The organism is Draconibacterium sp. (assembly GCF_041583095.1).
Taxonomy (GTDB): Bacteria; Bacteroidota; Bacteroidia; order Bacteroidales; family Prolixibacteraceae; genus Draconibacterium.
The window spans coordinates 1-14,539 of sequence record NZ_JBFHGM010000117.1; the positions used below are offsets into that span (position 1 = coordinate 1).

15 protein-coding genes and 1 pseudogene are annotated in these 14,539 nt (G+C 42.1%); 3 read left to right on the top strand and 13 right to left on the bottom strand.

Annotated elements, in window-relative coordinates; genetic code table 11:
• Nucleotides 1-215: 215 nt before the first annotated feature.
• The 13 genes from ABZB17_RS12135 to argR form a co-directional block, all read right to left on the bottom strand.
• Nucleotides 216-896 carry a hypothetical protein gene (locus ABZB17_RS12135; protein WP_372650574.1) on the bottom strand — a complete coding sequence of 227 codons (681 nt, stop codon included), beginning with the start codon at nt 894-896 and terminating at the stop codon, nt 216-218.
• A gap of 228 nt (nt 897-1,124) precedes the next feature.
• On the bottom strand, nt 1,125-1,742 hold the full coding sequence (gene hisIE, locus ABZB17_RS12140; RefSeq protein ID WP_372650576.1) for a bifunctional phosphoribosyl-AMP cyclohydrolase/phosphoribosyl-ATP diphosphatase HisIE: 618 nt from the start codon (nt 1,740-1,742) through the stop codon (nt 1,125-1,127).
• Between the two features lie 84 nt (nt 1,743-1,826).
• Nucleotides 1,827-2,582, bottom strand: a complete 756-nt coding sequence (gene hisF, locus ABZB17_RS12145; RefSeq protein ID WP_372650578.1) for an imidazole glycerol phosphate synthase subunit HisF — start codon at nt 2,580-2,582, stop codon at nt 1,827-1,829.
• A 106-nt stretch (nt 2,583-2,688) separates the two neighbouring features.
• Entirely contained in the window at nt 2,689-3,420 is a 732-nt protein-coding gene (gene hisA, locus ABZB17_RS12150; RefSeq protein WP_372650579.1) for a 1-(5-phosphoribosyl)-5-[(5-phosphoribosylamino)methylideneamino]imidazole-4-carboxamide isomerase, read from the bottom strand.
• Nucleotides 3,421-3,464: 44 nt separating this feature from the next.
• Nucleotides 3,465-4,412, bottom strand: coding sequence for an N-acetylornithine carbamoyltransferase (locus tag ABZB17_RS12155; protein WP_372650581.1), 948 nt, complete (start codon nt 4,410-4,412; stop codon nt 3,465-3,467).
• 66 nt (nt 4,413-4,478) lie between these two features.
• Nucleotides 4,479-5,729 (bottom strand): glutamate-5-semialdehyde dehydrogenase, encoded by a 1,251-nt coding sequence (locus ABZB17_RS12160; protein ID WP_372650583.1) that lies wholly within the window; start codon nt 5,727-5,729, stop codon nt 4,479-4,481.
• Between the two features lie 158 nt (nt 5,730-5,887).
• Nucleotides 5,888-6,991 carry a glutamate 5-kinase gene (gene proB / locus ABZB17_RS12165; protein WP_372650585.1) on the bottom strand — a complete coding sequence of 368 codons (1,104 nt, stop codon included), beginning with the start codon at nt 6,989-6,991 and terminating at the stop codon, nt 5,888-5,890.
• Nucleotides 6,992-6,996: 5 nt separating this feature from the next.
• Nucleotides 6,997-7,794 (bottom strand): pyrroline-5-carboxylate reductase, encoded by a 798-nt coding sequence (proC, locus tag ABZB17_RS12170; RefSeq protein ID WP_372650587.1) that lies wholly within the window; start codon nt 7,792-7,794, stop codon nt 6,997-6,999.
• Between the two features lie 37 nt (nt 7,795-7,831).
• Complete coding sequence (locus ABZB17_RS12175; RefSeq protein ID WP_372650588.1) at nt 7,832-8,968, bottom strand: aspartate aminotransferase family protein; 1,137 nt, start codon at nt 8,966-8,968, stop codon at nt 7,832-7,834.
• A 107-nt stretch (nt 8,969-9,075) separates the two neighbouring features.
• Nucleotides 9,076-10,044 (bottom strand): N-acetyl-gamma-glutamyl-phosphate reductase, encoded by a 969-nt coding sequence (gene argC, locus ABZB17_RS12180; protein WP_372650589.1) that lies wholly within the window; start codon nt 10,042-10,044, stop codon nt 9,076-9,078.
• 1 nt (nt 10,045) lies between these two features.
• Complete coding sequence (locus ABZB17_RS12185; protein ID WP_297096265.1) at nt 10,046-11,239, bottom strand: argininosuccinate synthase; 1,194 nt, start codon at nt 11,237-11,239, stop codon at nt 10,046-10,048.
• 81 nt (nt 11,240-11,320) lie between these two features.
• Nucleotides 11,321-11,974, bottom strand: coding sequence for a GNAT family N-acetyltransferase (locus tag ABZB17_RS12190; protein ID WP_372650591.1), 654 nt, complete (start codon nt 11,972-11,974; stop codon nt 11,321-11,323).
• Between the two features lie 8 nt (nt 11,975-11,982).
• Entirely contained in the window at nt 11,983-12,468 is a 486-nt protein-coding gene (gene argR, locus ABZB17_RS12195; protein ID WP_045028639.1) for an arginine repressor, read from the bottom strand.
• A gap of 220 nt (nt 12,469-12,688) precedes the next feature.
• Between argR and carA the strand changes: the two genes are divergently transcribed.
• The 3 genes and pseudogenes from carA to ABZB17_RS12210 all read left to right on the top strand — a co-directional run.
• Complete coding sequence (gene carA, locus ABZB17_RS12200; RefSeq protein ID WP_372650593.1) at nt 12,689-13,768, top strand: glutamine-hydrolyzing carbamoyl-phosphate synthase small subunit; 1,080 nt, start codon at nt 12,689-12,691, stop codon at nt 13,766-13,768.
• Between the two features lie 32 nt (nt 13,769-13,800).
• Nucleotides 13,801-14,175, top strand: a complete 375-nt coding sequence (locus tag ABZB17_RS12205) for a four helix bundle protein (RefSeq protein WP_372650595.1) — start codon at nt 13,801-13,803, stop codon at nt 14,173-14,175.
• Nucleotides 14,176-14,240: 65 nt separating this feature from the next.
• Nucleotides 14,241-14,539, top strand: a pseudogene (locus ABZB17_RS12210) (carbamoyl-phosphate synthase large subunit); the annotation flags it as partial.

The following is a 14,539-nucleotide window of genomic DNA, read 5'->3' on the forward strand; positions in this document are numbered from 1 at the left end:
ACGCCATCTTTCCCCGTAAGGGATTGTCCTGTGCGTAACTGCTCAAGGGCTTTGTCACGCATTGCTTTAAATTCTTCGCTTTCCATAATTTCTCTGTCTTACAAAATTAATATTGTTAGACAGAATTCATTTTACAGTCTCCAGTCCGCCTGTAAAAGATATGCAGGCAGACTGCATTTCGAATTAATTATTAAGTAGTTGACGAAAAAAAGTCGTTATAAGTTCACCATTACTTTGTAGTAATTGAATTTGCAACGCATTTTCGGATCGAATTGGTAATAGGCAATTGCAATCCGGCAAATGTCTTGTATAGTTTCGTAAATCTCGGCTACTTCTTTTTTGCCGTAATTATCCAGTTCGTTATCTCCTTCCAAAGCAATAAAAAAGTCTTCGAACTGGCTGATGCGATTCGCACAAACAAGGATTTTGTCGAACAAGGTGTCAGGCGTTCCTTTTTCGCTGATTTTTTGCCTTACGTTTTCGTTTAAATTAGCGGCAAATGTTTTCAGGAATTTAAACAGGCTGATGTGGTCGCCGTTTTTGGCATCGCTAAAATAATCGGTGTAGCCGGTGGTTTTGAAAAATTCTTTCAGAAAGGCTTTGTCTTTTTTAAAGTCGACTTTTACTGATGCCCGCAGAACTTTAAGGTGCTGAAGGCCTTCAACCATAATCTCGTGCCATTCGCGATAACGTTCATCTTCCAAAACATCCAGATTTTCAGCGTAGTGTTTGTCGATGGTGTCGTCAATCCACACCATTAACGATGTTGCGAATTCCGGATCCCATTCCTTTCGCAAAATCGACAACTCGTAGATGTTTTCTTTAAAGGTTTTTGCAATCTGTTGACAAGCTAAAATTGTGGCGGTACTGGTAGGACAAATGGTTATTGTTTCCATACAAGCGGTATTTTGTAGTTAGAAGATGTAACAAAGCTACGGAGTACCGCCGAAATATACCTAATTGTAAAGTGGTAATATACAATGTTTTATAACTATGTTATGGAACTATGTTTCATAACTGTGTTCTACAATATGTTTATTGGTCTCCGAAAAGGCAGTCTTTTCTGAACAAGGTGGGGAAGTAGAAGAATTTCTTGAGATTTTAAGTTGCTGAAAGACAGTTGTTTATTTGTGTCTTTTTTTGAGCTCGCGAACCACATCTTCAATACGGTAACCTTTATGCGTAAGCAACACCACTAAGTGATAAAGTAAATCGCCGGCTTCGTACATGAAGTTCTCATCGTCGTTGGCCATTGCTCCAATAATAGTTTCAACAGCTTCTTCGCCAACTTTTTGCGTAATTTTTCGTGTTCCCTTTTGGAATAAGGAAGTGGTGTATGAACCTTCCGGCATTTCGGCTTTGCGTTTATCGATAAAATCCTGCAGGTAGCTCAGGAATTGAATATCGTTGCCTGTGTTTGATTCTTCAAAGCAGGTATCGTCGCCTTTGTGGCAAACCGGTCCAACAGGATTTGCTTTTATAAGCAACGTGTCGTTGTCGCAATCAATGGCAATCGAAACAACATCCAGAAAATTTCCCGATTCCTCGCCTTTGGTCCACAAGCGGTTTTTGGTGCGGCTAAAAAACGTTACTTTACCAATCTCCTGTGTTTTGTCAAGCGCATCTTGGTTCATAAAACCCAACATCAAAACATTTTGCGTTTCCGCGTCCTGAATGATCGCCGGAATTAGCCCGTCCATTTTATTGAAATCGATTGTTGATATATCTGTTAGCTGTCTCATAATCTTTTGTCAGAAGTCCGAAGCCAGAAGCCCGGAGTAATTTTTAATTCAGTAATTGTGTTGCGAAGTTACTATTTTGATTGGCTATCGAACTACAATGCCTTTTTCTTTTAAGTATTTCTTAAGAACCGGAATTGGAATCTCGTTGTAATGAAAGATGCTGGCTGCCAGTCCGGCGTCAGCCTTTCCCTTGGTAAAAACATCAACAAAATGCTCTTCGGCACCCGCGCCGCCCGATGCAATGATCGGAATCTTCAGCATATCGGCCATTTTCGAAAGCTCTTTATTGGCGAATCCATTTTTTGTTCCGTCGTGGTTCATCGAAGTAAAAAGTATCTCTCCGGCACCACGGTCTTCGGCTTCTTTTGCCCACGAAAACAGTTCTTTGTCAGTCGGGATACGGCCGCCATTTACGGTAACTGTCCAGTGGTCGTTCTCATTGCCGCGGGCATCTATCGCCACAACAACAAACTGGCTTCCAAAATTCAGTGCCAGATCGTCGATCAGTTTTGGGTTACGAACTGCTGATGAGTTAATCGAGATTTTATCGGCGCCGGCAGCCAAAAGCTTTTCGGCATCGCTCAATTCGCTGATACCGCCACCAACCGTAAACGGAATGTTGATATGGGCTGCAATTCGTTTTACCAGCTCAACAAAAGTTTTGCGGCCTTCGTGGGTTGCTGTAATATCGAGGAAACAAAGTTCGTCGGCACCGTCGGCAGCATATTTTGCGCCCAGCTCCACAGGGTCGCCCACTTCTTTAATGTCGACAAAATTGATTCCCTTAACGGTTTGTCCGTTACGGATATCGAGGCAAGGTATTATTCGTTTTGCAAGCATTTTCTTATCAGTTTTGTCATTTCGACGAGTAGGCGAGGAGAAATCTGTTGATATGAGGTAGATTTCTCAGCTTCGTTCCTCAGGATTCGAAATGACAGTATCATTGTTATGAAATGAACTTCTCAATTTCTTTCAAAGTTATGCGATTTTCATAAATGGCTTTTCCGGTAATTACTCCCGGAACGCCCATTTCATCTAATTTTAATATGTCGTCCATGGCGGCAATTCCGCCACTGGCAATAATTTCCACTTTCGGCAGTGTTTTCATAATGTCAGCGTATAGTTCAAAAGAAGGGCCGCTTAACATTCCGTCGCGGCTGATATCTGTTGAAATTACTTTGCTGATTCCCTGTTTGTGGAATTCTGAAATAAAATCGATAACACCTAATTCGGTGGTTTCCAGCCAGCCGCTTACTGCAATATTGCCGTTTTTTGCATCGGCACCCAGAATGATTTTTTCGCTACCGAATTTCTCCAGCCAGCTGAGAAAAGTATCCTTTTCTTTTACAGCGATACTACCGCCGGTAACCATTGCTGCTCCTGAGTTAAACGCAATTTCCAAATCTTCATCCGATTTTAATCCGCCGCCAAAGTCAATCACCAAATTTGTTTTTCCGGCAATGGTTTCCAGTACCTTGTAATTTACGATGTGCTTGGCTTTTGCCCCGTCCAAATCAACGAGGTGTAAACGTTTGATTCCCGCATCTTCGAACATTTTGGCCACCTCCAACGGGTTTTCGTTGTAAATCGTTTTTTGGTTGTAATCGCCCTGAGAAAGTCGCACACATTTAGCATCAATCAGGTCGATGGCAGGTATTATTTCTATTTTTTTAGTCATGTTTTTAAATTCTCTCAATCCGCAAGGCCGCAAAGGTAGCAGAATTAAGCATTTTCAAGAATCATTTTCAATACTGCCTGTGCCGTAACTTCGCGGTTGTAGGCTTGTTCAACCACAATTGAATTCGGGCTGTCGATAACGCCATCGCTTACCACCATGTTCCGACGTACCGGAAGACAATGCATAAATTTGGCATCGTTGGTTAACGCCATTTTTGCTTCGTCAACCGTCCAGCTCATATCTTTCGATAAAATCTGTCCATAATCGGTGTATGAAGCCCAGTTTTTGGCATAAATAAAATCGGCGCCTTCAAAAGCTTTTTTCTGGTCGTACTCTACTTTAACATCTCCCATAAATTCGGGAGCCAGTTCGTATCCTTTCGGGTGAGTGACCACCAGTTCGTAATCGGTTTCGCACATCCACTCCACAAACGAGTTGGCAACAGCTTGTGGTAACGCACGCGGGTGTGGTGCCCAGGTAAGGACTACTTTTGGTTTTTCCACCTTTTTGTGTTCTTCAATGGTTACCAGGTCGGCAAAACTTTGCAAGGGGTGACGAGTTGCGGCCTCCATGCTTACCACGGGAACACCTGCATATTCAACAAACTGGCTTAATATTTTTTCAGCGTAATCGTCTTCGCGTTTTTCGAATTTGGCAAAAGCACGCACGCCAATTACATCGCAATATTTGCCAATAACCGGAATGGCTTCGCGCAGGTGTTCGGCATTTTTGCCGTCCATAACCACGCCCATTTCCGATTCCAATTGCCAGCTGTCTTCGTTTACGTTCATCACCATGGTGTTCATGCCCATATTCTGGGCAGCTTTTTGGGTGCTGAGACGCGTACGCAAACTTGAGTTGAAAAATACCAAAACCATGGTTTTGTTTTTTCCCAGGTGCTGAAATCCAAATTTGTTATTTTTTACTTCGAATGCGGTTGCCAGCGCTTTTTCAATGCTGGGAATATCTTTTACTGATGTGAATTTTTTCATAATTTAAAAGTTGGAAGTCCGAAGTCGGAAGCATGAAGCTCTAACGTCAAACTTAGTTTTGATTTTTTATTTAGGTCTTACTTGTCCGTTTCCTTCAATTATCCATTTGTAGCTGGTCAATTCTTCCAGTGCCATCGGCCCGCGGGCGTGTAATTTTTGTGTGCTGATGCCAATCTCAGCTCCCAGTCCGAATTGTGCTCCGTCGGTGTAAGCGGTTGATGTATTTGAATACACCGAAGACGCATCTACCATTTTGCGGAATGTTTCAATTCGTTCCTGGTTTTCAGAAATGATCGCCTCGCTGTGTTTTGATGTGTGTGTGTTGATATGATTCAACGCTTCGTCGAAAGAAGCAACTGTTTTTACCGACATTTTCATCGACAAGAATTCTGTCCCGAATGATTCTTCTGTGGCCTCATATAACAGCTCTTTTGGATAAACCGATACTATTTGTTTGTACGCTTTTTCGTCGGCATAAATCACCACCTGTTCTTCCGATAGTTTTTTTGCAAAGTCGTTCAGTTCATCCAAACGGCTTTCGTGAATTACCAAACAGTCCAATGCATTACAAACTGAAACGCGGCGGGTTTTGGCGTTGAAAATAATCTCGCGGCCTTTTTCTGCGTCGCCAAATTCATCGAAATAAGTGTGGCATATTCCGGCACCGGTTTCAATTACCGGAATGGTAGCATTTTTGCGAACAAAATTTATCAACCCCTGGCTTCCGCGTGGAATAATCAAATCGATGTATCCGTGGGCCCGCAACATTTCGTTGGTTTCTTCGCGCCCGGCAGGAAGGAGTGTTACTGTATTTTCGTCGAAACTGAATTTCTTAAGCACATCGCGAATAATGGAAACAATGGCCTGGTTGGAGTAAATGGCATCGCTGCCACCTTTTAAAACACAGGCGTTTCCAGATTTCAGGCACAAGGCAAAAACATCGAAAGTAACATTCGGGCGGGCTTCATAAATTATCCCAATTACACCAAACGGCACCGTAACTTTTTTAATTTTTAATCCGTTTTCACGAACCGTTTCCTTTAAGGTTTTTCCAACCGGACTTTCAAGGCGGGCAACGTTTTCCATGTCGGAAGCAATGCCTTCAATTCGTTCTTCTGATAATTTAAGCCGGTCGAATTTTGGATCTTCAGGATCCATACGATCCAGATCTTTTTGGTTCTCGGTAAGAATAAATTCCGACTTTGCCCTCGCTTCGTTTGCCAGCTCCAGCAGCAGCTGTTTAACCTGATCGTCGTATACCAGGTTTAATTTGCGCGATGCTTCTAACGTTTTTTTTAGCTGTTGTTCTATCTTCATAGTCAATGGTCTTTCAACGAAAAACCCTCTCCCGGGGGAGGGAGAGGGAGCTCAGAATATGTTCAAATTAAGGCATCAAAAAAAAGGGAGTAAGGGTAGTTTGTCGTGGTTGACAAACTTCGTTAAAGGTTACTCTGAGCTATTTTTATATTTCTATATTAATGTTTTGTTGTTTTATATTCTAAATACAAATAATCGTAATGTACTACCGGTTTTTGCTTGTCGGATTGTTTCTCCTTCTCAATTTTTTCCGAGCCGTACGAGGCTTTTCCCATGCCGACAAACTCGCCGTTTATGCCTGTTATTTTTATTAAATCTCCTTTTTTGAATTCGCTTTCAACTTTTTCAATTCCCACCGGAAGCAAGCTTACGGCCTTATCTGAAAGCAGTGCTTTTCGTGCTCCTTCGTTGATTTGTACCTGTCCTTTTGCAAAACCATCGGAATAGCCGATCCATTTTTTTACTCCGCTTGATGGTTTCGGGTTGGGTACGAAAAAAGTATGCTTTAGGTTTTTCGATTTGTCTAGCAGATCGATAAGAATATTGGTGCGGGTTCCGTTGGCAACGTGAACACCGATTCCATCGCCGGCCACTTTTTTGGCAATTCGAAATTTGGTAAGCATTCCGCCGCGGCCAAATTCTGATCGTTCAGGCGAAATTGCATCCTGCGGTCCTTTGTCGTTTACCTGAATACGTTCGATCAGTTCGGCGCCCTCGCTATCGGGATGAGCGGTGTAAACACCATCGATATTGCTGAGGATGACCAGTGCTTCGGAATCTACCATCGATGCAATCAACCCCGACAGTTCGTCGTTATCGGTAAACATTAGTTCGGTTACCGAGATGGTATCATTTTCGTTTACAATCGGTATCACTTTGTTTTCAAGCAAGGTAGTGATACAGTTTTTCATGTTCAGGTAATGTCGGCGGCTCGAGAAATTTTCCTTGGTGGTGAGTACCTGCGCACAGGTAAGCCCCTCTTCGTGGAAAAAATCAGAATAACGCGATATTAATTTTACCTGACCCAATGCAGCCCATAACTGTCGTTGCGATACGGCGTCCGACTTTTTAGTTTCCTTCATTACCGCGCGGCCTGCAGCAACTGCCCCCGATGATACCAAAACCACCTCAACGCCGTTTTTTTGCAGATGAGCAATTTGGTCAACCAGGTGGGCAATGCGAGCCACGTTGAGCGTTCCGTCGGATTTGGCCAGAACATTACTACCTACTTTTACTGTTATTTTCTTGTAGCGGGTCTGCACAGTTTTTAGTTGTCTTTTATTTTTTTGTACGAGGCCAGAACTCCCTGAATCAGTGAAGAGCTAAAGCCTTTATGTTCCATTTCGTTCAATCCGGTAATGGTTACGCCCATTGGTGTGGTTACTTTGTCGATCTCTCTTTCGGGGTGATGTCCCGACTGTAGCAGCAATTCGGTCGCACCTTTTACTGTTTGTGCGGTGATTAGCTGTGCCATTTCGGCGCTAAAACCAATTTCGATACCACCTTGCATAGCTGCACGAATATAACGTAGCGCATAAGCAATACCGCACGATGAAAGTACAGTTGCAGCTGCCATCAGTTCTTCCGGAATCTCAATGGTTTTTCCCAGCTTGTCGAACAGTTCAACAACATACTCGCGGTATGGTTCGGTGTTGCCATTTGCCGAAATACAGGTTAGTGATTCCTGTAAAGCAATTGCGGTGTTGGGCATTACCCTGAAAATAGGAATGTCGTTTCCGGCCATTTCTCCAAGGGTATCGATGCCAACTCCGGCGACAATGGAAATGAAAATTTTCTCCGGCGACAAAATGGGTTTCAGGCTGTTAATTACTCCCTCAATATGATAGGGTTTTACGGCTACAATAATCACATCAGCATCTTTTGCCGCATCTATATTGTTTTCGTAAGCACTAATTCCCAGGTCGCTCATGTTTTTGAGCGTAGCTTCTTTTCTGTCGGAAACGGAGATATTGCTTGCTTCAACTGAGCCCGATTTTAAAAGACCAAGTGCAATGGCGCCTCCCATGTTTCCAACTCCGATAATTGCTATTTTTTTATTTTCCATTAGTCTAAATTAGTAGATGTTTTCTATCAATCCTTATTTATTCAGCGAACGAGCCAAGTACTTTTGCAAATGCTGCCAAAAAAGTGTCGGCCTGTTCTTTCGTTAGGCTGAGTGGTGGCAACAGCCTGATAATATTTTGCCCCGATACGCCGGTAAAAATACCGTATTCGAAAAGTAATTTTTTACGAATTTCGGCAATTGGTTGCTTAAACTCCAAACCGATCATTAATCCTTCTCCTCTGATCTCAAACACTGCATCCATCTCCGCCAATTTGTCCATCAGGTAATTACCAACTGCTTCGGCATTCTCCACCAGCTTTTCGTCTTTCATTACATCCAGAACTGCTATGGCAGCAGCACAAGCCAGGTGATTACCACCAAAAGTGGTTCCGAGCATGCCAAACCACGGCTCAATTTCCGGTTGAATGAGTACGCCTCCAATGGGAAATCCGTTACCCATTCCTTTGGCCATGGTAACAATGTCGGGTTTTATATCCGTATACTGGTAGGCGAAGAATTTTCCGCTTCGTCCGTAACCTGATTGTATTTCATCCAGAATTAGAACGGCCACATATTTTTCGGTCAGTTGTTTTAGTTTGGTCAGGAATTCGGTATCTGGAACATAGATTCCACCAATTCCCTGAATTCCTTCAACAATTACAGCCGCCACATCGCCTTGTTTTAAAACTTCTTCTGTTGCGTTAATATCGTTAAACGGCAGGATAACCGCATTGTCGGTTTCGTTAACAGGAGCAATAATTTTCGGATTATCGGTAATGGCAACCGCAGCGGAGGTACGTCCGTGGAAGCCTTTTTTATAAGAGATAATTTTCTTTTTACCGGTTATAAAAGAGGCCAGTTTTAGTGCATTCTCATTGGCTTCGGCACCCGAGTTGCAAAGAAATAACTGATAATCTTCGCAACCCGATTGTTTGCCTAATTTCTCAGCCAGTTCCTTTTGTAGAGGATTCTGAACCGAGTTGGAATAAAATCCGATCTGTTTAAGCTGTGTGCTTATCTTTTCAACATAAGTCGGGTGGCTGTGCCCGATTGAAATTACCGCGTGCCCGCCGTAAAGATCGAGGTACTTCCTTCCGTTCTCATCCCAAACATAACAGCCTTCTGCCTTAACGGGAGTGATGTCGAAAAGTGGATATACGTTAAATAGTTCCATATACAATTTTTTCTCGCAGATTTCGCTGAAAACGCTGATTTTTTCTGCGTTAATCTGCGCGATCTGCGTGCAACATTTTTGCCTTTTTATTTTCTACTTTTGCCTTGTTAAAATGCTACCGGTTTTAAGTTGAGTCCGGTTTTCTCATCCAGGCCAAACATCAGGTTCATATTCTGAACTGCCTGTCCGGATGCGCCTTTTATTAAATTGTCGGTTAAGCTGATTATTACCAGTTTGTTACCGTGTTTTTCCAAATAAATTACGCCTTTGTTCGTATTTACAACCTGTTTTACTCCCGGGTTTTTGTCGGTTACAAAAACGAAGGGGTGATCGGCGTAGTAATCCTTGTATATTTCGTTCGCTTCTTCAAGCGAGCCATCAAATTTTGTATAACAGGCAACAAAAATACCGCGTGTGTGGTTTCCGCGAATCGGTACAAAGTTGAAATCTTTTTCAAAATCGGGTTGCAATTGTTTCAGGCTCTGAATGATCTCGCCTTCGTGCTGGTGCTCGAAAATTTTGTATGCTGAAACATTGCTGCTACGCCAGCTAAAGTGCGACGTTGCCGTTGGTTTTTGCCCCGCACCGGTTGATCCGGTTATTGCCTGCACATGAATTTCATCCTGCAACAAATCATTAGCAGCAAGTGGCAACAGTGCCAGTTGAATGCCTGTGGCAAAACATCCCGGATTCGCAATCCGTTCTGATGATTCAATTTCTTCGCGGTTTAGTTCCGGTAAACCATAAACAAAGTCATTGCCCTCTCTTTTTAGTCTGAAGTCGTGGCTTAAGTCGATAATTTTCAAATATTGTGGGAAAGTATTTTTCTCCATGAATTCGATCGACTTGCCGTGACCCATACAAAGAAAAATAACATCCACTTCGTCAAAAGGCATCTGGTCGGTGAATTTGATTTCGGTTTCGCCCAGCAAATCAATGTGTACATCCGAAATCAGGTTGCCCGCATTACTGGTGCTTTGCACAAAACCAATTTCTGCTTGCGGATGATTTAATAAAATTCTCAACAGCTCTCCGGCAGTATATCCGGCTCCTCCTATAATTCCAACTTTAATCATCCTATAAATTTCCGTTTACTTTATTGTAGATTTTTAGTGAGTTCGATAAGATTTTGGTAAATCCTTTTACATCGTCAGCTGTCCATGCTTCAACGGTTTCGCCGTACTGGCCAAATCCTGAATTCATTAAATCATGCTCCGATTCAATACCTACCAGCTCGAAGTTGTAAGGTCTAAGCTTTACGATCACTTTCCCGGTTACGTTTTCCTGAGTTGATTCCAGGAAATCTTCGATGTTACGCATTACCGGCTCCTGATACATGGCTTCGTGTAAGAACATGCCGTACCAGTTGCCCAACTGTTCTTTCCAATACGATTGCCATTTGGTAAGCGTATGTTTTTCCAACAGATGGTGTGCTTTAATGGTAATTAGCGGAGCAGCAGCCTCAAAACCAACGCGGCCTTTAATGCCAATTATGGTGTCGCCAACGTGTGTGTCGCGTCCAATGGCATATTTCGATGCAACAGCTTCCAGTGCACGGATTACATCAGGACCGTTTTCGTAAAATTCACCGTCGAGCGAAACCAGTTCGCCTTTTTCAAAACCCAATTCAATGGTTTTGGGCTCGGTAGCTTCCAGTTGGCTTGGATAAGCTTCTTCAGGAAGATTTTTGTCAGTGGTCAATGTCTCTTTTCCGCCAACGCTGGTTCCCCAAAGTCCCTGATTAATGGAATATTCCATTTTTGTAAAATCGGCTTCAAAACCATATTTTTTCAGGTAATCAATTTCGTACTGACGGGTAAGCAACATATCGCGGGTTGGCGTAATGATTTCAATTTCAGGAGCCAAAACCTGGAAAGTCAGGTCGAAACGAATCTGGTCGTTTCCTGCACCTGTACTACCATGAGCAATGTATTGAGCACCAATTTCTTTGGCATACTCGATAATGGCGATAGCCTGAAATGCTCTTTCTGAACTTACCGAAATAGGGTAGGTGTTATTACGCAGTACATTACCAAAAACCATGTAGCGAATACATTTTTCGTAATACTCGTTAGTTACGTCGAGTGTAATGTGCTCAACTGCGCCCAGTGCCAGCGCACGTTCTTCAATGGCTTTTAACTCCTCGTCGGAGAATCCGCCTGTGTTGGCAATTGCTGTATAAACATCATAACCTTTTTCTTCTTTCAGGTATTTTACACAAAACGATGTGTCTAAACCTCCGCTAAATGCCAGTACCAATTTTTTACTCATGTCTAAATATCTTTAAAAGAGTGACGGCGTTTGTTATTCAACTTAAGTCTGTAGCTGTCTGTCGAATAGCGAGCCGCCACTCTACTTATTTTTATCTGTTATTTTCTTTTTCGCAACGCCTACAAATCGTTTTGGAAGAAGATCGAGCAGGCTGCGTTTCTTAATTCCGTTTCCGTTGGCGTATGTTGGTTTTTCCCATGCCGGATCGTAAAGCATTCCGGTGCACAGGCATTTTGTTCGCCCTGTACGCTCTAAGATATCGTGGTTAACACATCCCTGGCAACCTTTCCAAAACTGGTCGTCTAAGGTTAACTCCGAAAATGTTACCGGACGGTAGCCCAGTTCGTGGTTGATTTTCATTACCGCCAAACCGGTAGTTAAACCAAATATTTTTGAATTCGGATATTTCTTACGCGAAAGCTCGAAAGCCTTTTTCTTAATCGCTTTTGCAAGCCCTATTCCACGGTATTCTTCACCAACAATTAAACCCGAGTTGGCCACAAAACCTTTTTCCTGCCAGGTTTCTATGTAGCAAAAACCGGCAAAGGTGTCTCCTTCAAGGGCAATAATTGCTTTTCCCTCTTTCATTTTCGAAGAGAGGTATTCAAATGTACGACGCGCAATACCGGTGCCCCGTTGTTTCGATGCACTGTCGATAGCGTCGTTTATGTCGTCGATGAATTTCAGGTGATTTTCGTCGGCAAATAAAACTTTAATATTTTCTAAACTCTTCATCCTTCGATCTACAATTTGTCGTTAAGCTTTGGCAGAATTTTTATTAATGCCTCTGTCAAATCATTTTTCGATATTCCTTCCCTTTGTATTATTAATATAGTATCGTCTCCGGCAACGGTTCCTAAAATTTCCCACGGACTAGCCGAATCAATTACGGCTGCAATGCTGTTGGCGTATCCGGGTAAGGTACGTATAACGGCCAGGTTGCCCGAAAACTGTATGTCCTTAAATCCGTCGGCCAGGTAATTTATACGGTTAACATGTTCTGAATTTTGACGTTCAGATTGTCCGTTTTCAGGAATCGTATAAAGGTATCCTTTAACCGGATGTGGCACTTTTGCTACCTGCAACACTTTTAAATCGCGCGATAAGGTAGCTTGTGTCAGTTCGAACCCGCGGCGTTTTAATTCAACCAATAATTCATCCTGGCTGTGTACACTGCCTCTCTGGATTATTTTTCGGATTTCTCGTTGTCTTTGTACTTTATTCTTCATTGAATAAATATTCATTTGTGATGCAAAAATATACATTTTCATAAAAGAACAGGTAAGAATTTCAGAATATTTTCTATTTTTGCATCGGAAAATGATTTTAATATCATGTTCTTAACATTATGGCTGAGAAAGTGTATTTGAAAATAAGTATAAAGAATAACTGAAATGCGTTTGAACTATTTTAGGGCAAGCGCATTTTTTTTAATTATTAAATCGGAATATGTACAAAGTAAAACAGGCAAAATTAACGCTTGAAGACGGGACGGTTTTTATGGGAAAATCCTTCGGAAGCGAAAAGTCGGTGGCCGGAGAGGTCGTTTTTTATACAGCAATGACGGGGTATCCGGAGAGTTTGACTGATCCATCTTACACCGGGCAAATCCTGGTGTCGACTTACCCAATGATTGGGAATTATGGCGTTCCTTTTAACAGAAAAGAGAACGGAATACACAAATATTACGAATCGCACAAATTGCACATTTCCGGTCTGATAATCTCTGATTACTCGTTTGAGTTTAGCCACTGGAATGCTGAGAAAAGTTTGAGTGATTGGCTAAAAGAATACGAAGTACCGGGTTTATTCGACATCGACACGAGAGCCTTAACGAAAATTTTACGTGAGAAAGGTTCTATGCTGGGAAAGATCGAATTTGAAGATGAAATTGATTTTTACGATCCTAACAAAGAAAACCTGGTAGCTGTTGCAAGTTGCAAAGAACGTGAGGTATACGGAGACGGAGAGCACAAAGTGGTATTAATTGATTGCGGTGTGAAAAACAACATTATTCGTTGTTTGCTTAATCGCGGAGCTACGGTAATTCGTGTACCATGGGACTACGATTTTACCAATGAAGAATTCGACGGATTGTTTATCTCGAACGGCCCGGGCGACCCGGCAAATTGTGATGTAACTGTTGAGTATATTAAAAATGTAATCGGAGCAGAGAAGCCAATTATGGGAATTTGTTTGGGTAACCAATTGCTGGCACGTGCCGCCGGCGCCGAAACCTATAAATTGAAATTCGGGCACCGCAGCCACAACCAGCCTGTGTTGTTGGAAGGAACAAACAAATGTTATATCACTTCGCAAAACCACGGTTTTGCGGTAGCAACCGAAACGTTGCCAAACGACTGGGAGCCATTATTTACTAACGTGAACGACGAAACCAACGAAGGAATCAGGCACAAAACAAAGCCTTTCTTCTCAACACAGTTTCACCCTGAAGCGTCGAGCGGCCCTGTTGATACCGAGTTTTTATTTGACGAGTTCATTAAAAATATCGTAGAGAGCAAGAAGTAAGAATTGAACCGCAGAATGACGATTAACGATTTATGATTGCAGATATGAACAAGTTTGATTTGGAAGAGAGACTAATACGATTTGCCGCCATGATTATCAGGCTGGCAGATGCACTTCCAAATACTCCAATCGGCAATCATATGAAAGGTCAAATCGTTAGATCAGGTACTTCACCTGCACTCAACTATGGAGAAGCTCAAAGTGCTGAAAGCAAAAACGACTTTATTCATAAAATGAGTGTTTGTTTAAAAGAATTAAGAGAAACTTTTGTGGCAATAAAGATTATTAAATATTCAGGTTTGGTTAAAAATTTAAATATGCTCGAGGATTGTTACAACGAGAATAACGAGTTGATATCGATCTTCGTGAAAAGTATTGAAACAGCCAAAAAGAATAAAAACAAGTAGCAGATGTATGATAAATCTGAAATCTTAATTCGTTAATCATAATTCGAAATTCAAAAATTATCATGATAGAAACACATATTAAAAAAGCAATTGTTCTTGGTTCGGGAGCACTAAAAATTGGAGAAGCCGGTGAGTTCGATTATTCCGGTTCGCAGGCGCTAAAAGCGTTGAAAGAAGAAGGTGTTGAAACGGTTCTTATCAATCCGAATATTGCAACCATTCAAACATCTGAAGACATTGCAGACAAAATTTACTTTTTGCCTGTTACGCCTCATTTTGTTGAAGAGGTAATTAAAAAAGAAAAACCACAGGGAATACTTCTGGCGTTCGGAGGTCAAACTGCGCTGAACTGCGGGGTTGCACT

What these genes read in the sequence shown, in the direction of transcription:
- proC (WP_372650587.1), bottom strand. Translation starts at nt 7,794, where the DNA reads ATGGAAAATAAAAAAATAGCAATTATCGGAGTTGGAAACATGGGAGGC.
- ABZB17_RS12175 (WP_372650588.1), bottom strand. Translation starts at nt 8,968, where the DNA reads ATGGAACTATTTAACGTATATCCACTTTTCGACATCACTCCCGTTAAG.
- hisIE (WP_372650576.1), bottom strand. Translation starts at nt 1,742, where the DNA reads ATGAGACAGCTAACAGATATATCAACAATCGATTTCAATAAAATGGAC.
- ABZB17_RS12190 (WP_372650591.1), bottom strand. Translation starts at nt 11,974, where the DNA reads ATGAAGAGTTTAGAAAATATTAAAGTTTTATTTGCCGACGAAAATCAC.
- ABZB17_RS12205 (WP_372650595.1), top strand. Translation starts at nt 13,801, where the DNA reads ATGATTGCAGATATGAACAAGTTTGATTTGGAAGAGAGACTAATACGA.
- ABZB17_RS12135 (WP_372650574.1), bottom strand. Translation starts at nt 896, where the DNA reads ATGGAAACAATAACCATTTGTCCTACCAGTACCGCCACAATTTTAGCT.
- argC (WP_372650589.1), bottom strand. Translation starts at nt 10,044, where the DNA reads ATGATTAAAGTTGGAATTATAGGAGGAGCCGGATATACTGCCGGAGAG.
- argR (WP_045028639.1), bottom strand. Translation starts at nt 12,468, where the DNA reads ATGAAGAATAAAGTACAAAGACAACGAGAAATCCGAAAAATAATCCAG.
- hisA (WP_372650579.1), bottom strand. Translation starts at nt 3,420, where the DNA reads ATGACTAAAAAAATAGAAATAATACCTGCCATCGACCTGATTGATGCT.
- hisF (WP_372650578.1), bottom strand. Translation starts at nt 2,582, where the DNA reads ATGCTTGCAAAACGAATAATACCTTGCCTCGATATCCGTAACGGACAA.
- carA (WP_372650593.1), top strand. Translation starts at nt 12,689, where the DNA reads ATGTACAAAGTAAAACAGGCAAAATTAACGCTTGAAGACGGGACGGTT.
- ABZB17_RS12160 (WP_372650583.1), bottom strand. Translation starts at nt 5,729, where the DNA reads ATGAAGATAGAACAACAGCTAAAAAAAACGTTAGAAGCATCGCGCAAA.
- ABZB17_RS12155 (WP_372650581.1), bottom strand. Translation starts at nt 4,412, where the DNA reads ATGAAAAAATTCACATCAGTAAAAGATATTCCCAGCATTGAAAAAGCG.
- ABZB17_RS12185 (WP_297096265.1), bottom strand. Translation starts at nt 11,239, where the DNA reads ATGAGTAAAAAATTGGTACTGGCATTTAGCGGAGGTTTAGACACATCG.